The following is a 22,398-nucleotide window of genomic DNA, read 5'->3' as shown; positions in this document are numbered from 1 at the left end:
TGTGGCAAGATATGAAGGAAGGGATTGCCGAGCTGTTCGGCAATCAGACGCTGCTTCCGCCGACATTAACCATTCTATTTACCAATTTTGCAACGAGTCTCGTGATCGGCGTGCTTATATTTTATGCCGTAGATGGGCTGGGATCGTCGCCGCAAGAGGTGGGCTGGATGTTCTCCGTCTCCGCGTTCGGCGGCATTGCCGGCGCGAAGGGCCTGAAGATGCTGCGTAAAAAATGGAAGCGAGGCGCCATTTTCCATGCCATGCTATCATCAATATCATTTATTTGGCGATTCGCTAGGAATCTACCCCCAATCATTTGCTGGGACGCGTCGCAGGCACTTCTTCGATGTTCATGAAGCTCGTATTGCCGCTTGGCTTGCTCTTGTCCGGCCTATGGGCCGAGCATCTGCCGATCCCCTGTCTGTTCCTGATCTCCAGTGCCGTTGTCGCGTTCCTGGCCATCTATTTAGCCAAGGGTTCATTTCAATCGGCCGCGTAAAAATAAGCGTAAACATGCTCTCGTCATGTTTACGCTTATTAGAATAATCATCTATAGAGGTTGTTTCAATCCTATATACTCTCCTGCTTTAATGCATCACTAATGTTTTCCTTTTTTACTTTTGCGCTGGAATATAGCATTGCCGAACTAACAATGACAAATACGGCAGCAATGACATAAATAATACTTATCCAAGGAAATACGAATCCATAGCTAAATTTGTTCATCATTGACCTATAGATCAAATACATCACGACTAAGCTGATGGGAAGCCCGTAAAGCAGCGACTTGATTCCATAAAAAACACTTTCATAGTTCATCATTTTATTAAAGCCTTTTGGCGTAATTCCAACGGATTTCAGCATCGCAAATTCCCGCTTGCGCAGGGATATGCTCGTTGAGATCGTATTAAAAATATTCGCGATCGAAATCACTGAAATTAATACGATAAAGCCATAAGAAAATACGGACATTAACATCATCTTCTGTTCGTTCTGTTTTCGATATTGATACATATTGTGAACATACAAATTCGTCTCTTTCATTTCTTCGATTTCCTGTTGTGTTTTCATCGGATCCGTACTTTTCAGGAACAGGTACGTCTGAATGTCATCCTTCACCTTATCGTTCATCAATTGATCCATGACTCGCTCTGAGACGATAATATTTAACCCGCCTACCCCTTCTGAAATAATCCCCATAGGATATTGATCGGTGAATGCAGCTATTTTCACTTTGTTTAAATTTATTTCTTTTTCTGAGTCCCCATCTATATCTGTATAGGTTAGATCGATACTTTGGCCAACTTTCGTATGAATGGCCTTCGTTTCGACATATTTTTCTGTTTCCATATCTTTATAATGGATGGTATCAATCCCGATTGCCGCCAAATGTTTCGGGTCCGTTAGCTGTTCGTAATCCGCACCAACCGCTTTTGCATAAGCCTTCAGGTTAGAATCGTTTAATGCATTTATTCGAATATAGTAGGGATATTTTCCGTCCTTAAGCCTGCTCTTATCCTTCTTTACCATCTCTTTCAATTCATCAGCGATGGATGCTTCTTCAATCCAAGCGTTCACATATAAATCGTTAACCACGCTGTATTCCGTGACGTCATTAAGGGATGCAATCGATTGAACCAGCTGATCATCGATTATTTTTTCATTGTCGTTCGATACTTGAATATCATAATTTACACCATCCTGTGAGAGTTCCAAGGATTCTTTCAAGTTGGAGGTGAAAAATGATACCACTAGAAACAGAACGATGCTAATGACGAGTGAAAATACGGTTGCATGGTATCTCCGTTTGTTTCTTTTTAAGTTTTTCAATCCTATCTCCGCTTCGATTCCGAAGAGCTTGCGAATGAACTTCGACGTTTTCACTGCTTTCCCCGTAAGCTTCACATCGGTTGTTTGGCGAATCGCATCAATGGCGGAGAGCTTAGATGCTTTTATGGCTGGGAGATACGTTGAAATGAAAATTGTCATCATGGAAACAGCACAGGCAATCACAAGCGATACTGGTGTAACGATTACTGTTAACTTTTCAGTAATTCCTAAAGCCCCTTGCATCATGGAGTTAATGAACTGAAAGGTAATACTGATCCCGGCAAGACCACATAGGATGCCAACGGGAATACTGATCAAGCCAATGATTACACCCTCAAAAAACACCGAATTTCTCTTCTGGCTTTTTGTAGCCCCTACACTCGCAAGCATTCCTAAATGTCGAGAACGTTCCGAGACGGAAATCGCAAACGCATTATAGATTAACGAAACGGAGCCAATCATAATCACGGCCATAATGATGGCTGATAACGGAAAAACGGTGCTGCGCAAGCCGGATTTATTGATCGTGCCATAATAGTGAAGCAAATCATCATTAAATTGGATGGATTCGATTTTGTTCTTCTCTGCTGCATGTTCCGCATGAGCAAACGATGAGTTATTTACTTTTTTTAAAATAACCGCCGCATTGACTTTATCATTTGCTCCCATTATGCTTTCATCCACATAGCTAATCATTGTATAGCCCGGCGCCCAGGTCGGTTCCCATGTGGGACGTTTGATGAAGCCTACAACCGTGTAGTCCCTTGTGGTCACATTTTTTAAGGTTTCAGTTATTTTACCATTTTCGATTCGTAATGGTTCAGATTGATCCAGCGAATGATCGTTGCCTTCCCTGAATCGTTCGCCAACCTGAAGGCTTATATGATCGCCGATCTCGTATTTTACCTTTGCGTTCGCAGCAATGGCCTCTGAAATAACGACTTCATTGTCTGTTTTCGGAAGACGCCCCTTACTCAATTCAATCGGAAATTTGGTAAAACCTTGTGTACTATACTCCTTGATAAACAAATAGGGCTTGTTTGTATTTTGTCCCCCCTTTAAAGGGGCATAGCCAAGATCTCTTGTGATCACAACTGTTTTTGTTGCGTCATCATTTTTAATCGCTTCAAGTTGTTCCTTGTTTACATCCTTGTATAGGACATGCCATTCCCCTTTATCCGCGATTGTTTGCCTTTTCATTACATCCAAAAAAGAAAAACCAAGTATTGCAACAGCTGTCACCATAGAAACCGAAATCATGACACCAATGATGGTCACAAGCGTTCGTTTCTTGTTTTGCTTCAAATGTCTAACTGTTAGTTTATTGACAATATTCATGGGTGGATCACCTCATCCTTGGCAATCCGTCCATCTTCAATCGAAATGACCCTGTCAGCTTGCAGAGCAATTCGTTCATCATGGGTAATCATGATCAGGGTCTGTTGATAGGTTTTGTTGCACATTTTTAATAAGTCCATAATTTCACTGCTATTCTTACTATCCAGATTACCGGTTGGCTCGTCAGCCAGCATAATCGCAGGATTGCTAATGAGCGCTCTGCCAATCGAGACCCTTTGCTGCTGTCCGCCGGATAGTTGATTAGGCAGGTGGTTTAAACGATGTTGCAGATTCAAAGTCTTCACGAGATTATCAAACTGCTTCTTATCTGCCTTTTGTTTATCGAGCAAGAGTGGCAGCGTAATATTTTCTTCCACCGTTAAGACGGGAATCAGATTGTAAAACTGGTAAATCAAGCCGATTTGCCTACGTCTAAAAATGGCCAGCTGGGTTTCATTCAAGTTATACATGTCCGTGTTATCAACGAGGACTTGTCCGCTGGTCGGCCGATCCACACCGCCCAGCAAATGCAGAAGCGTTGATTTCCCCGATCCGGACGGACCAATAATCGCGACAAATTCACCTTTTTGGACCGAAAAAGAAACATCATCAAGCGCCCTTACCGCTGATTCGCCTTTTCCATAAATTTTAGACAGATGTTCTATTTTTAAAATTTCCATTGTAAAACCTCCATAGCTTTGCTGATGGATATCATTTTATCTGTCTAAAATGACTTTCAAGTGACTGCTAAAATGACAATTTAGTCACTTGGGCTTAAATCACCTGTTTATAAAATTTAATCCGAAACTGTGTCCCCTTTTCCCTTTCGCTCGCAATGTCAATCACTCCGTTTTGACTTGCAATAATGCTGTGAGCCATCGAAAGACCAATGCCGATGCTGCCTTCACCCGCATTCTTCCCTTTATAAAAACGTTTGAAAACATAGGGCAAATCTTCCTTCGGAATTCCTTTTCCGCTATCTTCGATAATAATTTCCGTAAATAACGCGTTCTCGGAAAAAGAAATGGCGATGACTCCGCCTGCTTGTGTGTGCTCCACACCGTTTTTCAAAATATTGATGACCGCTTCAGCTGTCCAATTGAGATCGCCAAGAAAAGTGACGTTGTCTTCACCCTTGATCGAAACCGTTATTTCTTTTATATCCATCGGAATGAGAACTGGCTCTAACGCCTTTTGGATAAGCTTTTTCACCGTTATTTGATCTTTTTTGAATTGAATCGTCTTTGCGTCCATTTTCGAAAGCTTTAATAAGGAAGAAACAAGCCAATCGATTCGTTCAAGCTGAATACGAATATTGCGAGTGAATTCCATTCTTTTCGCTAGAGGCAGCTCAGGGTCACTTAACAAATCGGCCATCACCGTCATGGAAGTAAGCGGCGTTTTGAGCTGATGAGATATATCAGAAATAGCATCCGTCAGCTGAATTTTGTCTTGCTGCAAAAGTGCTCTCTGCTCTGATAGCATAAGTGTCACTTTATAAATATCATTCTTTAAAATGCTAAGCTCGCCTTCTTGATTATCACGGACATCAAGAGAATAATTACCACTGCTAATTTGACGCAAATAGATAGACAGCTTTTCGATTTCGCGATATCTCCACCTCGTAAATATGAGACTACTTCCCATGAGCAAGGCAGAAGTAATGAATACGAGCACCGCAGCGACAGACGAAATCAAAGCTCCAGCAAAGATCGCCGCTAAGCTGATCGAACACATGGCTAGCAATAGAATTTGAATCTCCCGATTACGCAGCATCTAATCACCAACCTTATATCCTAGACCGCGCACGGTTTTGATCAGCGTCGGATTTTGCGGATGATCCTCCAGCTTTTCCCGCAGCCTCTTTATATAAACCGTTAATGTATTATCATTCACGAAGTCCCCTGCCACATCCCAAATTTGCTCTAACAGCTGAGTTCTTGACAGCACCTGTCCAATATGATTGCCAAAAATAAGCAGCAAGCGATACTCTAAAGCCGTGAGCGGAATTTCAGCGCCATTTTTAGAAACCTTTCCTTCAAGCGTATTAATGCGGACATTTTCTATCTCAATGATCGCTTTTGTCTGAGGCTGCTTATGGTATCTCCGCAAGACGGATTTAATCCGTGAGAGAAGCTCACGAATACGAAAGGGCTTCGTAATATAATCATCGGCTCCCATATCAAGCCCCATTACGACATTGACCTCATCGTCGATCACCGTTAAAAAGATGACCGGAATATCTCTTCGATCTTTCACCATTTTGCACAATTCATAGCCGCTTCCATCCGGAAGCGATAAATCAAACAAACATAAAGCGAATTGATCGATATCTTCAGCTAACACCTTTTCTGCAGATGCAACATCGTGGCAAAGAACAGTAGCAAAGTGATCTTGCTGCAGCGAATATTCAAGGCCAGACGCGATCGTTTTATCATCTTCCACGAGCAAAATTTTCATCCGATGATCATCCTAACTATGTGGATTTTCAAGCTCCTCCGGATCCTATAATTACGATTTTTCTCACTACAGCACATGCAACTTATAGTCTTTCTTCTCCATCGCTGTATTCATATAGTTTTACATAATCAAAATTCGATGAACTTAGTAAATCATTAAGATATTTTTCTTGTTCCTCGAAAGGAACATGATATGGTGGCGCTTGATCTTTTAGATTAGCAAACAATACCCACCCAACGTCTTCATTTGAAAACTTACATTTTCCTTCTAAATCTTTATTTGGGTACATTTCTACATATACTTGCTTTTCTTTATTCAAATTCCAATAAAAATATTTATAAACATATGGCAATCTCGCAGTCAACATGCCTTTATTGTTAGTTTTTGAGAACGTTCTATTTAGTGGTTCTAAAAATTTGTAAAGAGCATTCATTAATGCCTTTTCATCCTTACTAGTGCACAAAAAACCATACTCAATCATTTTATTCATTATATATCCCCCAATTCGTCTCCACATTACGTACTTAGTACAAGTAACTACTTCTGCAACAATAACAGTGGACCATAAATCACAATCATCTGGACACATTAATATTGGCAAAATCTCTATCTCTCGATCCGAGTTAAATCGTTTCATTACCAACTCTTTTTCTTTTTGATCACTTAGCCAATCAACATTTGTAGGAACCAAGCCCCAAAAATGTTTATCCGGTTGGATTGAACCTCTCTTGAATTGCTTTCTTTCAGGCATTACGCATAAAGTTCTTGTATTCACGAAACACCCAGCCTTAGAATAGCTCTTATCTTAGGCTGGGCCGTTTGTTGACTGAGCTTCTCCCACGATTATACAACTGTCAACCAAGAGGCGGTAGCCCTGTAGCGTGAATACGGTGTTATAGGTTGTCAGCGACTTCCTAGAAATACTCACCATATTAATTAAGCTATCGTCTCTTCCAACTTTCAGGTGTAGCGTAACCGGTAGCACGCGCAGGAAGATTACCTCCACTTAACGAAGCATGTCCATCACAGTTGAATTCACATCGACTCTACAGAATTAGCAAACATAACGGCTGTTGGAAAACCAACAGAGCTCGATCCATATGTCGCTTATTTAAAAGAGATTCCGGGGCCATTGCACTATCAGACAGCTAAACGCTGCTGCCAAGCGCGTAAAAAAGGCTATGATTATTCATCATAGCCTTTGACCCGGTCGGGTCATGAGAGTTTATTTAATTTTCAATTCTAAAGTAGATGGATTTTTGCTATTTCTGGAAACTTTAATACCTGAGCCGCCCGTTTTTTGAATAATCTCGAAAATAACCTTTCCATCCACACTCGATACGTCTACTTTATAGACTTTTTCTGCTCCCGGCTCCAGGGTATCGGTAAGTGTAAGTTGGTCATCTACATATATGGGTAATGATTCTTTTGTTGAAGAATCTTTATCGTATACATTCATTTCGAATTGACGACTAGATTTTCCGTTATTGTTCTTAACTTTCACATAAAGGCTGTCGTTATCTTTATTCGTAGGAATCGTACAGCGTGAGACATTTGTTCGTGTCATACAATCCCCCTCAATCTTTCTCTTTTTTGAGAGAATTAATAGTATCAAGGATAACTTTGCGATTACCGTTTTCTCCTTGTATCAACCCATTCAGTGTATTAGTTAGGTTGGAGATTAGGGCATCTATCCTGTTTGAATTGTGGCTTCCCTTTACGGCTTCCAACATAGTAATTGCATACATTGTCATAGCGATATATGCACCAGTATTATCGGTGTAGTTGATGATGGTATTGTTCCCGTTTGTAAAAGTATTGTGCCCAGAGTCAGCTTTTGCATCCGCATCGGAATCAGCGTCAGCATCCGCATCCGCATCAGCGTCAGCATCCGCATCCGCATCAGCGTCTGCATCCGCATCCGCATCGGAATCAGCGTCCGCGTCGGCGTCAGCATCCGCATCGGAATCAGCGTCCGCGTCGGCGTCAGCATCCGCATCCGCATCGGCATCGGCGTCAGCATCGGCGTCGGCGTCGGCATCGGCGTCCGCGTCGGCATCCGCATCAGCGTCTGCATCAGCGTCGGCATCAGATTCAGCGTCAGCGTCAGCGTCAGCATCCGCATCCGCATCAGCGTCAGCGTCTGCATCAGCGTCGGCGTCAGCGTCTGCATCGGCGTCGGCGTCCGCGTCTGCATCGGCGTCGGCGTCGGCATCCGCATCCGCATCGGCGTCGGCGTCCGCGTCCGCGTCTGCATCAGCATCCGCATCTGCGTCGGCATCTGCGTCAGATTCAGCGTCTGCATCGGCGTCGGCGTCAGCGTCTGCATCCGCATCGGCGTCTGCATCAGCGTCGGCATCAGATTCAGCATCGGCATCCGCATCCGCATCAGCGTCAGCATCAGCGTCAGCGTCAGCGTCGGCGTCAGATTCAGCGTCAGCATCCGCATCGGCGTCAGCATCCGCATCTGCATCCGCATCGGCATCCGCATCGGCGTCAGCATCGGCATCAGATTCAGCGTCTGCATCCGCATCGGCGTCTGCATCCGCATCTGCATCCGCATCGGCATCCGCATCCGCATCTGCATCCGCATCCGCATCAGCGTCGGCATCCGCATCGGCGTCAGCATCGGCATCAGATTCAGCGTCAGCATCCGCATCAGCGTCTGCATCTGCATCAGCGTCTGCATCCGCATCGGCGTCGGCGTCAGATTCAGCGTCAGCATCCGCATCCGCATCGGCGTCAGATTCAGCGTCAGCGTCTGCATCCGCATCCGCATCGGCGTCAGCATCCGCATCGGCGTCGGCGTCAGCATCCGCATCCGCATCGGCGTCGGCGTCAGCATCTGCATCTGCATCCGCATCGGCGTCAGCGTCTGCATCCGCATCGGCGTCAGCGTCTGCATCCGCATCGGCGTCAGCGTCAGCATCCGCATCGGCATCGGCGTCGGCATCAGATTCAGCGTCAGCATCCGCATCGGCGTCAGCATCAGCGTCTGCATCAGCGTCTGCATCGGCGTCAGATTCAGCGTCAGCGTCTGCATCAGCGTCTGCATCAGCGTCTGCATCGGCGTCAGATTCAGCGTCAGCGTCAGCGTCAGCGTCAGCATCTGCATCGGCATCAGCGTCAGCATCCGCATCGGCGTCCGCATCGGCATCCGCATCAGCATCCGCATCCGCATCTGCATCGGCATCCGCATCGGCGTCAGCATCCGCATCAGCGTCAGCATCAGCATCCGCATCCGCATCCGCATCCGCATCAGCGTCCGCATCAGCATCCGCATCAGCGTCAGCATCGGCGTCAGCATCAGCGTCCGCATCGGCGTCAGCATCCGCATCAGCGTCAGCATCTGCATCCGCATCCGCATCGGCGTCAGCATCCGCATCCGCATCGGCATCAGCGTCCGCATCAGCATCGGCGTCAGCATCCGCATCAGCGTCAGCATCGGCATCGGCATCTGCATCAGCGTCAGCATCGGCGTCAGCATCAGCATCGGCATCCGCATCCGCATCTGCGTCAGCATCCGCATCGGCGTCAGCATCCGCATCGGCGTCAGCATCCGCATCGGCGTCAGCATCAGCATCGGCGTCAGCATCCGCATCGGCGTCAGCATCCGCATCAGCGTCAGCATCCGCATCAGCGTCGGCGTCGGCGTCCGCATCCGCATCAGCATCTGCGTCAGCGTCAGCATCCGCATCCGCATCAGCGTCAGCATCCGCATCAGCGTCCGCATCCGCATCAGCATCTGCATCCGCATCAGCGTCAGCATCCGCATCAGCATCCGCATCGGCATCGGCGTCCGCATCCGCATCAGCGTCAGCATCCGCATCGGCGTCAGCATCCGCATCAGCATCCGCATCAGCGTCGGCGTCAGCGTCAGCATCAGCATCTGCGTCAGCATCAGCATCCGCATCCGCATCAGCATCAGCATCAGCGTCAGCATCTGCATCAGCGTCGGCGTCAGCATCCGCATCCGCATCCGCGTCCGCATCCGCATCGGCGTCAGCATCCGCGTCGGCGTCAGCATCCGCGTCGGCGTCAGCATCCGCATCCGCATCAGCATCAGCATCAGCGTCAGCATCAGCATCGGCGTCAGCATCCGCGTCCGCATCCGCGTCGGCGTCAGCATCAGCGTCGGCGTCAGCATCCGCATCGGCGTCAGCATCCGCGTCCGCATCCGCATCGGCGTCGGCGTCGGCATCGGCGTCAGCATCCGCGTCGGCGTCAGCATCGGCGTCGGCGTCGGCATCGGCGTCAGCATCCGCGTCGGCGTCAGCATCGGCGTCAGCATCTGCGTCAGCATCCGCGTCGGCATCTGCGTCGGCTTTCGCATCCGCACAAGCTGTCGAATCGGCGTCAGCATCAGCGTCGGCGTCGGCATCTGCGTCAGCGTCAGCATCCGCATCAGCGTCAGCATCGGCGTCAGCATCCGCGTCGGCGTCAGCATCCGCATCGGCGTCGGCGTCGGCATCTGCGTCAGCATCCGCGTCGGCGTCAGCATCCGCATCAGCGTCGGCATCAGCGTCAGCATCCGCATCCGCATCGGCGTCGGCATCGGCGTCAGCATCAGCGTCGGCGTCAGCATCCGCATCCGCATCCGCGTCGGCATCTGCGTCAGCATCAGCATCCGCATCGGCGTCAGCATCAGCGTCAGCATCCGCATCCGCATCCGCATCAGCGTCGGCGTCAGCATCCGCATCAGCGTCGGCATCAGCGTCAGCATCCGCGTCGGCGTCAGCATCCGCATCCGCATCAGCGTCAGCATCCGCGTCGGCGTCAGCATCCGCATCCGCGTCGGCGTCGGCGTCGGCATCAGCGTCAGCATCCGCATCCGCATCCGCATCCGCATCGGCGTCAGCATCCGCATCCGCATCCGCATCCGCATCAGCGTCAGCATCGGCATCCGCATCCGCATCGGCGTCAGCATCCGCATCGGCGTCAGCGTCAGCATCCGCATCAGCGTCAGCATCCGCATCCGCATCAGCGTCGGCATCGGCGTCAGCATCCGCATCCGCGTCGGCATCCGCGTCAGCATCCGCGTCGGCATCGGCGTCAGCATCCGCATCCGCATCCGCATCAGCATCCGCATCGGCATCCGCATCCGCATCCGCATCCGCATCCGCATCGGCATCCGCATCCGCATCCGCATCCGCATCGGCATCCGCATCAGCATCGGCGTCGGCATCAGATTCAGCATCCGCATCGGCATCAGCGTCAGCATCAGATTCAGCATCCGCATCGGCATCGGCGTCCGCATCCGCATCGGCGTCGGCGTCGGCGTCGGCGTCGGCATCAGATTCAGCATCCGCATCGGCATCAGCGTCAGCATCAGATTCAGCTTTCGCGTCGGCATCCGCATCCGCATCCGCGTCAGCATCGGCATCGGCATCAGCGTCGGCATCAGATTCAGCATCCGCATCGGCATCGGCATCGGCATCAGCGTCAGCTTTCGCGTCGGCGTCGGCATCCGCATCGGCATCGGCGTCGGCATCCGCATCTGCATCAGCTTTGGCATCTGCATCGGCTATCGCTTTTGCATTAGCATCCGCATCAGCTTTCGCATAGGTCTTCACATCGGCGTCGGCGTCAGCGTCCGCATCTGCATCTGCATCTGCATCAGCGTCAGCGTCATTACCGTTATATAATGATATATCCTTATTCAAGTCACATTTATCGTCTTTTCTCCCCAAAACATTCTCCTCCTCTCTACTACAAGATTATTATATTAAGCGATGTCTCTGCTTGTTCAGGGCGAAGTCATCAAAGTATAGCTGATTATGTTGCACTATGGTGCAGCTATGATTGACGAGCTCGTTCGAATGAAATTCGTGTTTCATTCGTAGTGGTGAATCAAGGTTCTGATAGTAGTTTTTGTACCATGAATTGGAGCCTAGTAAGGCACAAAAAAAGTAGGGTATACTCTGGATTGCGAGATCACCAAGAGAGGACTCTACTCGATAACTACTTTATTCGGAAACATGCTATCCAATCTATGTAAAAAATGTTGTATAGTATATTGTTGAATATTACCTGTAATTATTTGTTAAAGTTGTACATAAGCAATTCATGGAGGGCAAACAGGAAGAGCAGCGTAACAACCGCAAAGGATACCGTGGCCTGCACATCAAATACGTCAATATCAAGAAGCTCGAAGTTCCACTTGACCGTAACGGTCAGTTCCAAACGCAAGGATTATGAGCCCTACAAGGCGGATGGCTGGAGGGACCCGTCATCCAGATCTATAAAAGCGGCATGGGGACCCGCGATGTCGCCCGATTCATCGAGAATATATTTGGCAGCCACTACTCCCCCACCACCGTCAGTATCAGCGCTACTGTGTTTGAAGTTTTCAAGAACTGGCAAGTCCCATGCAGAAACGGTATGCCTCACTTACCTGGACGGTCTGTAAGCAAAGTTAACGCGGCACGGTAGCGGTGTTTTGCCACGGGCATCGACGAGGAAGGACACCGCCAGACTCTCTGCTACTACGTTGGCGGTCAGGAGAACGTCTATGGCTGCTGGCGTGAGCCTCTATAGCCGCGGGAGGAAAAGTTAAAACGAGGGTAAGAATCAAACTCCAAGAAGCGGAAAATGATCTCCTAAAAAAGCTCAACGCACTGGAGAGCTAGCGAAGCTGGAAAACATTGACACCATCAGAGCGTTTCGAGCTAATCAACGAAACGAACCGAAACCATAATAAACGAGCACATCAAGTACTCCAACTCAGAAAGATACCTGTGGACATAAATAAGAGGACTCCTGATGAATTCAGGAGCCATCTCTTCACTGCGTAGGTATTTAATTCGGTATTCTGCATTTAGAGTCGAAGTTCAAAGGACCAAGCGCGTTTTATTTATCGATCTAATCATCATCACTATCATCGTCAGTTTTTTCGTCAGTATCATCGTCAGTTTTTTCGTCAGTATCAGCGCGATTTTGCTTCTTAGCCAAAGCTTCTTCGTCACGTTTTTTCTTCTTCTCTAAAGCTTCTTCGTCACGTTTTTGCTTTTTCTCCAAAGCTTCTTCGTCACGCTTTTTCTTCTCCAATTCATCGTCGGTGTTATGTTCATTACCCATAGAAATTTCACTCCTTTCCATGCAATCTGCCATCATTATATGTTGAACAAATAAAATAAGACCAGGAATGAGTAAATTTAGTTCAAAATCCTTCCATTTCATCTTTGATCGATAAGGATGGATGTCCTATTTCGATCAGAAACATATCCATACCTTTCGGATCATGGACTCTAACCATATTGCCTTATTCATCTTTCAAGGAATATTTCATCGATAGGAACTCAATTTCTTGATCACCTACCTTGCTTGTAAAAGATACTCCTTTCATAAATCCAGCAGCGCTCATATCTTTTTTTTGCTCTTTCATTAAAAGTCGCAACAACCAACTGAAAATTCTGAACTTTAAAATGTACGTTTAGAAAATGAATGACATGAGACAAGAATTCAAGTGAGGAAACGTCCGCTGGGTGACAGCCAATTTCCGTTAATGCTGATAGATGCCATGTACTTGAAGGTGCAAGAAGACGGTCGTGTGCGTTCTCGTGGGCTCTTAATCGCGATAGGAGTAAATAACGACGGATACGTGAAGTGCTCGGTCATATGCTCGGTGACTCGGAATATGAAGAGACTTGGGGAGCGTTCTTCCAACAACTCAAACAGCGTGGATTACGGGGTGTAGATTACATGGTCTCTGACCAGCTTGGAGGCCTTGTGCGGGCTATTCTTCAGCACTTTATCCATAATTCTGGATGCCCCAGATTTGGAAACGGCTCGTCTGTTGGTAGAAAAGACGTTAGAAACATACAGCGACAAATACATTTTATTTATATTTTATTTTGTAACTTAAGTCGATTGTTGGTTTCATGCTTTTCAAAATTAAATCTATTTCTTTTTTGTTAATAATATTCCTAATATCACAGAAAGTTGCAATGAAATGGTAGTTACTATTGAAATAATTACGTCTTGAGTAGTCGATGCCTTCAAAAGTGCAAGTATAATATGAAATACAACAAACGAGACTACAGCAGATAATAAAGTGTATCCAAATATCTTCATAATTCAGCTCCTCATGATAATATACGAGGGGAATCCCCCCCGTATATTAAATTATATTACCACGATATTGTAATTTTGTAGTCTAATGTTTCGGTGCCAAACTCCGGCGTTACACTTAATCCACTAGGATACACCCCTATAGAAGGAGTTCCGGTCAGATACCTGTGACCGTATCTCAATAAGATGTTTGATTTACCACTCATCTTAGTGGTGTATACAGACTGCTGAGTTTCACCAGATTTCAAACTTGAGTCTAGCCATATATCATATGCTGCTGCGACTCCTTGACCAATATCATGATCAGATGGCGTTCTTGATTCATCGCAATACCATTTTCCACTATAGTTGCAATTTTGACTGTAATGCTCTAAGATGCTCCCTCCTGAGGTTTTCAAGTACCATTCATTTGTTACTGGATATCCAATTGACATCTTATCTGTAAAAGCGAAATTAGGTTTGACTTTCCAATTATATGTCCCATAAATAAAGATTTTCTTACTACCGGAAACATCACTTGTCACTTCATATGCATCGGCATAAAGTGTGATGTCTGAATCTGTTAAGTCTAACGGGGCAACTTTGGCATCATCGTTATGTTCACTATTCAAATGATAGTCACGAGGCAAATTATTTGTAAGCAGTCAATCATATGAAAGAGTAGTTTCATTTGTATTATTGTATTCGATATTTAAAACAACCTGCATACAGTTTTTGGAATACAACTATCCCCAAGTCCACAGGAGAGGAGGAAGGGTTATGAAACTTTTCTTTATAAAACAAGCATATTTCGACAATTAGTCCTTTATCTTTCATAAATTCGTTAATAACGCTCCAAATATTATATATGCCTCAATAGACTTTTTCATGGAGACGTCACCTTTCGGTTTGTTTGTAGGGGTACGAACATTTTCCCTAGTTGGCGGCTCTCTTTCTACAGTGGTTAATCACCAGGCGGGATCTGCTGTAGCTGCCTTCTTCGACTCAACTCTCATCATCGCCTTTATATATGTAGTTTACCTGTTTATTCATTCCATCTACTCTCCATATCTTCCTGGTAAATAAATGATTCAAATTCTATCTTCAAATAGGTCTTTATTCTGATGATCGATGATCATGTCTCACTGCCAAAACCAACCTCTCCACCGAATGGGAAGTAAGAGTAATATTTGTTAGTTTTAATCATCCATGTCTCCTCTTACCTCATTGAATTATGAATTGCAGCTATTGCAGATAACGTTCTTGCGGTTTCTGCTTTCACTAAACGTTGCAACCGTAAGAGTTATGCAGTAGCATACGAAAAAAGCAACCATGTATAAAAATATTGATCAGAATGGTTGCTTTGTTTTGAATTTTCTTTTCAATTTATAAAAAAGGCTGATTATTTCGGTGGATGAATCTTTAAAATACATTATTTCCTACACATACGTATAAATGCAAAACCTGCTAATACTAAAGCAAGAACCATATAGCCAACACTCCACCAAATATGAGAATTAAACGTGTCATAATTCCCCGCTAAAACATCACGTGCTAATTGAATCGAATGAATAAAAGGAAGCGCATTACTTACTTTTTCAAACGTGCCACCCATTAAGCTAATATCCATCCATGCACCGCCTAAGAAGGACACTGCTGCAATATAAATTGTACCTATTCCTGAAATTTGTTTTTCCGTAAATATTGCACCAGAAAATAGGCCAAGAAGTATAGACATAATTGCAATTGGCACAAGCGTTAAAATACAGAGCAGTATATTAACTAGACCTGAAGATAAACCAAGAAACACTGCCAATACAAAACAAGCAATACTTTGTAATAAGGCAAGTGGAATCATCGGTAACGCATAGCCTAATACATAATCCATGATTGTTAATGGTGAAGCAAATAGTCTTGTTAAAAACGCGCTATTTTTGTCTTTCGCAATTAAAATGGCAGAAAACATCGTTAAAAATGAAAAGCTGAATACAATCAAACCTGGTGTTAAATTTTCGGCTTTAAACATATCGAGAGGCGCGTTTTTTTCAATCCTTGTAAATACAATTAACAGAATTAATGGTAACGCCGTACCTAGAACGATGGATAATGGATCTCGAAAAATTTCTTTTCGATTTCTCTCTGCAAAATTAAGCATTTTCATATTTCACCTCTTGATCACAAATAGCAAGGAATGCCTCTTCAAACGAAGTCGTATTCGTCTTACTTTTCAAACCTTCTGCTGTACCAAGATCTTTTACCGTGCCCTTTTGTAAAATACAAATACGGTCTGCAAGTGCCTCAGCTTCTTCTAAATAATGCGTCGTTAAAACAATCGTCATTTTCCCTTTTAATTTGGAAAGCGTTGCCCATAATTCACGTCTTGAACGAACATCAAGCCCAAGTGTCGGTTCATCAAGAAACAAAATTTGCGGATTCGTAATAAGCCCCATTGCAATGCTTAAGCGTCGCTGCATACCGCCCGACAACGCTTTTGCTTTATCTTTTTGTCTTTCCGTCAGATTGAATGTTTCAAGCATTTTCGTTGCAAGTTTTTTGGCTTCCCCTCTAGAGCTGCCATAAATTCCGGCGATTAACTCTAGATTTTCTCGAATCGTCAAATTCGGTGCAACGGCTGTTTCTTGCGGAGAAATATTTATTTTTCGTTTAACGGCTTCAGCATTTGTACGAATACTATTTCCCAACACAAGAGCGTCTCCATTTGTAGGAGCTAAAAGGCAGCAAAGCATTTTTATCAAGGTTGTTTTCCCAGCGCCATTTTCTCCAAGCAAAGCAAAAAATTCACCTTTCTCAATGGAAAAATCAAGGGAATTCACAACAGTACGGTCTTTATATTGTTTCGTGAGATTATTTAATTTAATAGCTAGCACTTATTCTTCACCATCCTCCCGTATTTCTTGTCCACTTAAAATATTCTGCGCGAATTTAAAAAATGCGTCTTTTTTTACAATCGCAATTCCTTGTGCTTCATCGCCTAATATGAGCAATGAATCTCCAGGGTTAATATCAAAAATCTTTCTTGCTTCTTTAGGAATCACGATTTGTCCTTTTTCCCCTACTTTTACTGTCCCGAAAATATATTTGCCATCTGGTCCTTTCATTTTATCCCCTCTCACAAAAGTATAATTTGTATGATTTGTATTACTAGTATGATTAGTTATACTTTCCATTTTCAATATACTTTTATTCATTTAAAAAATCAATAGGAACAAAATAAAAAGGACTCCATTTGTTGGCTCAATTCAATTATAATAACTACCATTTTCATTAAATTAATCTTAATCTTCATTTTACATTATTTTGAAAAACAGAACTTATGAAATGCTTTAAGATTATACTGTACTTTCCAATAATCACTTTGGGGGTCGAAGCCATCTCCGTCTCTTAACTAAGAAGGACAACAGCATATAGGTCTTCTGTCTAGAATATGTAGGTACTTGCTTAATCATTACACGAGCAAGTGGAATGCTGTGCTAACGTACACGAAGAGACATTTCTTGTTCTCCTCTGCATAGAGTGGTTGGCCGCACTTCTATTTTACACAGGAATCCAATAATGTCTCTTTTTTTATATTTTATTACATTTAATGTTGACAAGCACAATATTATCCTGAATATAGCATCTTTCGAATGCATGTAATACAAGAATTCAAACCGGTGAAAGCAGCTCCCTTTCTTCCGAAATGCTAGCTTCGCCACCACATCAGTATAATCATTTTGTATATTTTTCATGATTTATTTCCATATCATTTATACAATGGAATAAATTCTCTTTCAACAGTTTCAAAAGTCTGTCCTCAGATTGGCTTTTGTTAATGAACTGATGATCCCCTGCCATTGTATGAAGCCTAAATGATTCAGATGTAACGTGTTCCCATGCATTCATCTCATCCAACGTTACTACGTAATCGTCTATCCCGTGAAAACCAACAATCGGAATATTGAAGTCCTCATCATCGTTGTATTTAAATCTATCAATGAGACCACATGCCTCAAGCAATAAATGCAAGGTCACTTTGACTCCCTCCTCCTCATATTCCCATGCTTTTGAAATAGCCTTGATGACCATTTCATGGGAGGAAGGTTTAGCCTTAATTTCTTCGTAATTAGGTATTCCGTTAAATCCGAGCAGGTTTAATTCTTCAAGAATTTTTATCAGCGCCGAATTTGGCAAAATAGGGGCCGTATAACCGGATACGAACAGCTTGATAAAATTGGCAGATGGGTTTTTCGAGAGTCTGTATGCAAGCCGGTAGGCAAACAAGGACCCCCAGCTATGGCCGAAAGATACACATGGAATATCAAACAGCGATTCTGATAATACACCCTCAATCGAACACATGAGCTCATCGATATCAGTGGGAGTCTTTTCTTTCATACGCTCGAAATCTAGGCCAGGCAACTTAATCGGGCAAACATCTATTTCAGGCCCAAGCTTATCTTGCCATTCCCCATACATATCTGCACTTCTATATCCATTCGGGAAACAAAAAATCCTTATCTTTGCTTCGCTCTTGGGTTTGAAATTATAGATCCACAGATCAGCCCCCTGCTTGGATTCGGCCAACTCAAGGCTTTCATCCATTTGTCCGGCAAACACCTCTCCGCCAGGCAAGAGCTTTAACAGCATTTGGGCTGTCTTTGCTACGGTTCCGCATTGAATCAGTTCAAACATCGAGATCTCCACTGAGAGCAACTGTACGATTTTATTATGGAACTGTAATCCAATCAGAGAATCTATCCCCAGATTGGCCAACGGTTCATCGACATTTAAATCCTGTTGCTCGATCTCCATTGCCTTTGCCATGATATTCCGCACATACTCCGTTAAAAGCGCCAACTTCTGCTCCGGATTCGTTTCGCTATATATCTTCAAGAAATCCCTGTCTCTTCCCTCTTTCAAGGAGGATACCGATTCCATAATCGCCCTCAGGGCTCCGATCTTTTCCTCATCGAATTCCTTTAGACTGATGCCGCCAATGATAGTAACGGAATTACCATTTCCATCTACAACCTGAATACTCCCTCTGATCTCTTTTTCTGCCTCATTGTGTTGGGAAAGTTGGATATGGGCGTAAAGCGGAACACTATGGCTGGCAAAGTCGAATGCTGATTCATCCAGATTGACAACCATATATTTTTTTTGTTTCTCGGTACAGCCTTGCGACAGAAAATTAAAAACTTGCGCGCAGCTGTCCATGATTCCCGGATGCCATCCCAGGGCATACTCCCGATTGCCTTCACTATTCGTTTTATTCCTAAAGCGAACTATGGCTTCACTCTCATTAAACCATATCTCATCGATCCAACATACACTCGGTCCAAAATGGAATCCACGCTCTTCCAGAGTCTTGTAAAAAGCCTCGCCCGACCTGTTTTCCTTACAGGTATCCCTGATACCGTCGATGGAGCTGAATATTTGCTTTGATGGCGTTTGGTTGCCTTGTAGGTGAATCCCCCCCTGCACATGAAGATTCCAGTTTTTTTGATTCCGGTTCCTGCTATGGAACTGGAACTTGACATCGTTATCATCACCCGGCTCCAGAACAAGCAGGATGGCCTTAATCTCTTCTTCGAGGATAATAATCGGACTCATAAATTCCATCTCTTTCACGGCATATTGAATCTCACCGTGAAGATTCATGATCGTACCCGCCAACATCTCCAGAAAGTATCCCACATGGACGACCCCGGAGTTATCCCTTAATTCAGGAAGATTATTGCGAGTAAAGACAAACTCATACTGTTTCTGCCTTATCGGCAGGTTAATCTCCCGGCCTTTAAGACTGTCGCCGTGATGTGTTACCAATAAATCATTATCCGATCCCGGAGTTGTAGAATCGACAGATGGTGGCGTTATCCAATACCGTGTTTGGTCAAAGGGATAATTGGGCAGAATGATTTTGCGGTATGCATATCCTTTATAAAAGTTTTCCCATTGAATGCTGGAACCGAGGCAAATGAGTTTGGCCATGGCCTGGAGAATCCCCCGCAAGCTGTTTTCCTTCTGAAGCAATGGAATACGGACCAGATCATCCTTTGCATAAACGGGAAACCCGTTCTCACCGCGGCAGGGGGAAGATCCCACCTCCACAAAAAAACGGTAGCCTTGTTGATAAAGGAATTCCACGGCCTTGTCATATTGGATAGGCGAAACCAGATTTTCTTCCCAGAAATCACCGGTTATTTTTTCGGAATTCCGGATCGATTCCCCGGACAAGCCGGATACATAGCGATATTTAGGCCTTGCATACACCTCCGCCTCCAATTTCCCCCTAAAATCTCTGGCTCGTTCTTGGTACAAGCCGGACGGCCAGCCCTCCCCCTCTTCCTTGGTGACCTTGACACCCTCTCGGCTTAACCTTTGCATTACGCTCTCCATCACCGTACCTCGACCTGATATCACGATCTCCGAGGGGGAATACACCGCTGACAGAAAAATTTCTCCTTCAAACTCTTTTACGATCTTCTCAGCTTCCTCTTTCTTTTGAAAAACTCTTGCGTATATTACATTTCCCCCCTGTTTCATCACGCGTTGAGCTTGGATGAAATGTCTTACTGCCGACTCAATACTGATAATCCCGGCTGTCACTGCGGCGATATAATTGCCCGTTCTTTCACCGAAAATGATTTCTGGCTTAATCCCGAATGATTCAAAAAGCCGCATCAAGGCATATTCGATCGAAAAAAGACAGGCTTGCCGGATATCCTGAGCCGGGACAGCCGTCCGGATATTAAGAAGCTTATCGATGAGCGCCGGACCATAATACGGATCGAACTGTTGTAAGCATGCGGTGAGTTCCTGCTTAAATATGGGAAATAGTTCATACAGGTCACTGGCGCTTTCTAGAATTTCAGCGGCATCGCCGTTAAACAAAAAGACCATTTTAGGCTGTATCTGATCGTCGGTTTTTGAGGTATAGACCGTACTGTCATTCAGTTCAGCGAACAGGGCTCGGGTGGCGCCGGTGCGGAAATTCCCCTGGCTGTTGCCAAGCAAGCGGTTTTTGTTAGAGTAGATCGTTTGTTCTTTTTCCGCCTCACGCAGGACCTGCTTGAACCCGAAACGGAAATCCTCCAGAGAAGTGCCCAGAAACACAGCCCGGTGCATATAATCCGGCCGGCAGGCGTTCGTGACATAACAGGCGTCTTCCATATCCGTGTCCGGATGTGTTTCAAAATGACTGTCATAGCGCCTGATTAACTCGATCAGTGTCTTTTCGTCCTTTGCGCTCAGGAATAAGATAGAGGAAGGAAGGCCGGCTTTATTCTCCGGCAGTGCCTTTGCCGGAGCTTCGGACAAAATGATGTGGGCATTGGTGCCGCTGAATCCGAAAGAGCTTACCCCGGCGACTCTTTCTATTCCGTCAGCAATGTTCCACGGCATATGCTCGCGTGGAACCATTGCAGGGATCTTCTCAAAATTGATTCTGGGATTGGGTGTGTCTGAGTTGACAATCCGCGGTATTTCCTTGTGATGAAGACAGAGCACCACTTTGATAAGACTCGCGATACCGGCTGCACTTTCAAGATGCCCGATATTGCCCTTAACTGCACCGATGACCAAGGGTTGCTCTTTGGTTACACCATTTTCTTGGCCAAAGATCTTTGATAAGGCATCGATCTCGATAGGATCACCCAAAGGGGTTCCGGTGCCATGGGCTTCGAGGTAACTGACATCCTCCGGTTTCAGGGAACAGGCTTCCAGCGCCGTATTGATAACCATCCTCTGCGCCTTGCCGTTGGGAACCGTCAGACCGCTGCTCGCTCCGTCATTATTGACGGCTCCGCCCCGAAGCAAGGCATAGATCGTATCCCCGTCCCGTTCGGCGTCTGAAAGCCGCTTCAGGACCAGAATGCCGCATCCCTCGCCCCTTCCGTAACCGCTGCCGGTAGCGTCGAAGGGCTTGCATCGCCCGTCTGCAGCAACGGCGTTCATCATACAGAGGGAAGACATTGCAATGGGCGAAAGCATCAGGTTGACTCCGCCGGCAACCGCCATGTCACATTCCCCCCTGCGCAGGGCTTCTATTGCCAGATGCGTACTGACAAGGGAGGACGAACAGGCCGTATCTATCGATAGCGAGGGCCCATTCCATCCAAAGACATAGGAAATCCGGCCGGAAGCGATACTGGAAGTTGTTCCGGTCCCGACGTACTGGTTCACTTTTGAAATGTCCCGCGGCAGCAAGGTGTACTCGCAGTTACTTAAGATTCCGATAAAGACACCCGTTTGACTTCCCCTCAGGGCGTTTGGATTCTGACCGGCATTTTCTAACGCCTCCCAGCAGACCTCAAGCAATTGGCGCTGCTGGGGATCCATTGCATTGGCTTCCGCCGGAGATATCTTAAAAAACTTAGCATCAAATTCAGCCACGTTACGTTTGAGGAAATTACTCTGGCGGACATAGCTCTTGCCGAAATTCCCCGGAACCGGATCATAATGCTCCGCGGCATTCCATCGTTCCTGCGGGACATCGATGACACTTTCACCTCCTGCCTTTAAAAATTCCCAGTATTCCTCGGGGGAATTGCATCCCCCGGGAAACCGGCAAGCCATGCCAATCACGGCGATTGGCTCCTTGCTCGTCTGTTGGCTGTCGTCAAGCTGTTTGCGTAAATTTTGAATGGTATAAAGCGATTGTTTTAGCAATTTATTTGGATCAATATTGGTCACTGTCATCAGAACTCAAAACTCCTCTCC

General features: G+C 45.5%; 16 protein-coding genes and 3 pseudogenes. 5 read left to right on the top strand and 14 right to left on the bottom strand.

What is annotated here, in order from left to right:
• The first annotated feature begins 11 nt into the window (after positions 1–11).
• Together JSQ80_RS21935 and JSQ80_RS21930 are read left to right on the top strand one after the other, a co-directional pair.
• Positions 12–356 carry an MFS transporter gene (locus JSQ80_RS21935; RefSeq protein WP_206096680.1) on the top strand — a complete coding sequence of 115 codons (345 nt, stop codon included), beginning with the start codon at positions 12–14 and terminating at the stop codon, positions 354–356.
• Complete coding sequence (locus JSQ80_RS21930; RefSeq protein ID WP_206096679.1) at positions 347–499, top strand: hypothetical protein; 153 nt, start codon at positions 347–349, stop codon at positions 497–499. Before JSQ80_RS21935 ends, JSQ80_RS21930 begins: the two co-directional genes overlap by 10 nt.
• A 71-nt stretch (positions 500–570) precedes the next feature.
• Here JSQ80_RS21930 and JSQ80_RS21925 read toward each other — a convergent pair whose 3' ends face one another.
• The 7 genes and pseudogenes from JSQ80_RS21925 to JSQ80_RS21900 all read right to left on the bottom strand — a co-directional run bounded on the left by JSQ80_RS21925 (position 571) and on the right by JSQ80_RS21900 (position 7,195).
• Positions 571–3,168, bottom strand: coding sequence for an ABC transporter permease (locus JSQ80_RS21925; protein WP_206096678.1), 2,598 nt, complete (start codon positions 3,166–3,168; stop codon positions 571–573).
• Positions 3,165–3,848, bottom strand: coding sequence for an ABC transporter ATP-binding protein (locus JSQ80_RS21920; protein WP_206096677.1), 684 nt, complete (start codon positions 3,846–3,848; stop codon positions 3,165–3,167). Before JSQ80_RS21920 ends, JSQ80_RS21925 begins: the two co-directional genes overlap by 4 nt.
• 94 nt (positions 3,849–3,942) lie before the next feature.
• Positions 3,943–4,257 (bottom strand): annotated as a pseudogene (locus JSQ80_RS30060) (sensor histidine kinase); the annotation flags it as partial.
• A 168-nt stretch (positions 4,258–4,425) separates the two neighbouring features.
• A pseudogene (locus JSQ80_RS30055) lies at positions 4,426–4,653 on the bottom strand (histidine kinase dimerization/phospho-acceptor domain-containing protein); the annotation flags it as partial.
• A 291-nt stretch (positions 4,654–4,944) separates the two neighbouring features.
• On the bottom strand, positions 4,945–5,628 hold the full coding sequence (locus JSQ80_RS21910; RefSeq protein WP_206096675.1) for a response regulator transcription factor: 684 nt from the start codon (positions 5,626–5,628) through the stop codon (positions 4,945–4,947).
• Positions 5,629–5,710: 82 nt separating this feature from the next.
• Positions 5,711–6,403: a hypothetical protein gene (locus JSQ80_RS29205; RefSeq protein ID WP_240463748.1), complete on the bottom strand. Its 693-nt coding sequence runs from the start codon at positions 6,401–6,403 to the stop codon at positions 5,711–5,713.
• A gap of 450 nt (positions 6,404–6,853) precedes the next feature.
• The gene (locus JSQ80_RS21900) at positions 6,854–7,195 is read right to left on the bottom strand and encodes a hypothetical protein (RefSeq protein ID WP_206096674.1); all 342 of its coding nucleotides are present in this window, start codon (positions 7,193–7,195) and stop codon (positions 6,854–6,856) included.
• A gap of 253 nt (positions 7,196–7,448) precedes the next feature.
• Here JSQ80_RS21900 and JSQ80_RS21895 point away from each other — a divergent pair, with 253 nt between their 5' ends.
• A complete protein-coding gene (locus JSQ80_RS21895; RefSeq protein WP_206096673.1) occupies positions 7,449–11,273 on the top strand; it encodes a serine-rich family protein in 3,825 nt (1,274 codons plus the stop codon).
• Positions 11,274–11,664: 391 nt separating this feature from the next.
• On the opposite strand, the gene JSQ80_RS21890 is transcribed toward JSQ80_RS21895, so the two are convergent.
• Entirely contained in the window at positions 11,665–11,817 is a 153-nt protein-coding gene (locus tag JSQ80_RS21890; RefSeq protein ID WP_206096672.1) for a hypothetical protein, read from the bottom strand.
• A gap of 90 nt (positions 11,818–11,907) precedes the next feature.
• On the opposite strand from JSQ80_RS21890, the gene JSQ80_RS30050 reads away from it, so the two are divergent.
• Complete coding sequence (locus JSQ80_RS30050) at positions 11,908–12,060, top strand: hypothetical protein (protein ID WP_418888907.1); 153 nt, start codon at positions 11,908–11,910, stop codon at positions 12,058–12,060.
• A 429-nt stretch (positions 12,061–12,489) separates the two neighbouring features.
• Here JSQ80_RS30050 and JSQ80_RS21880 read toward each other — a convergent pair whose 3' ends face one another.
• Positions 12,490–12,705 (bottom strand): hypothetical protein, encoded by a 216-nt coding sequence (locus JSQ80_RS21880; protein ID WP_206096670.1) that lies wholly within the window; start codon positions 12,703–12,705, stop codon positions 12,490–12,492.
• A gap of 397 nt (positions 12,706–13,102) precedes the next feature.
• Here JSQ80_RS21880 and JSQ80_RS30045 point away from each other — a divergent pair.
• Positions 13,103–13,459, top strand: a pseudogene (locus JSQ80_RS30045) (transposase); the annotation flags it as partial.
• Between the two features lie 298 nt (positions 13,460–13,757).
• Here JSQ80_RS30045 and JSQ80_RS21865 read toward each other — a convergent pair.
• From JSQ80_RS21865 to JSQ80_RS21845, 5 genes are all read right to left on the bottom strand, one after another.
• Entirely contained in the window at positions 13,758–14,309 is a 552-nt protein-coding gene (locus tag JSQ80_RS21865) for a hypothetical protein (RefSeq protein ID WP_206096667.1), read from the bottom strand.
• 800 nt (positions 14,310–15,109) lie between these two features.
• Positions 15,110–15,838: an ABC transporter permease gene (locus tag JSQ80_RS21860; protein WP_240463747.1), complete on the bottom strand. Its 729-nt coding sequence runs from the start codon at positions 15,836–15,838 to the stop codon at positions 15,110–15,112.
• Positions 15,825–16,565, bottom strand: coding sequence for an ATP-binding cassette domain-containing protein (locus JSQ80_RS21855; protein WP_206096666.1), 741 nt, complete (start codon positions 16,563–16,565; stop codon positions 15,825–15,827). The genes JSQ80_RS21860 and JSQ80_RS21855 overlap by 14 nt, the downstream gene beginning before the upstream one ends.
• Positions 16,566–16,796 carry an AbrB/MazE/SpoVT family DNA-binding domain-containing protein gene (locus tag JSQ80_RS21850; protein WP_206096665.1) on the bottom strand — a complete coding sequence of 77 codons (231 nt, stop codon included), beginning with the start codon at positions 16,794–16,796 and terminating at the stop codon, positions 16,566–16,568.
• Between the two features lie 610 nt (positions 16,797–17,406).
• Entirely contained in the window at positions 17,407–22,377 is a 4,971-nt protein-coding gene (locus tag JSQ80_RS21845; protein WP_206096664.1) for a type I polyketide synthase, read from the bottom strand.
• Between the last annotated feature and the right edge of the window lie 21 nt (positions 22,378–22,398).

The organism is Paenibacillus apiarius, from assembly GCF_017052585.1.
Lineage (GTDB): Bacteria > Bacillota > Bacilli > Paenibacillales > Paenibacillaceae > Paenibacillus_B > Paenibacillus_B apiarius.
This window is presented reverse-complemented; position numbering and strand designations above follow the sequence as displayed.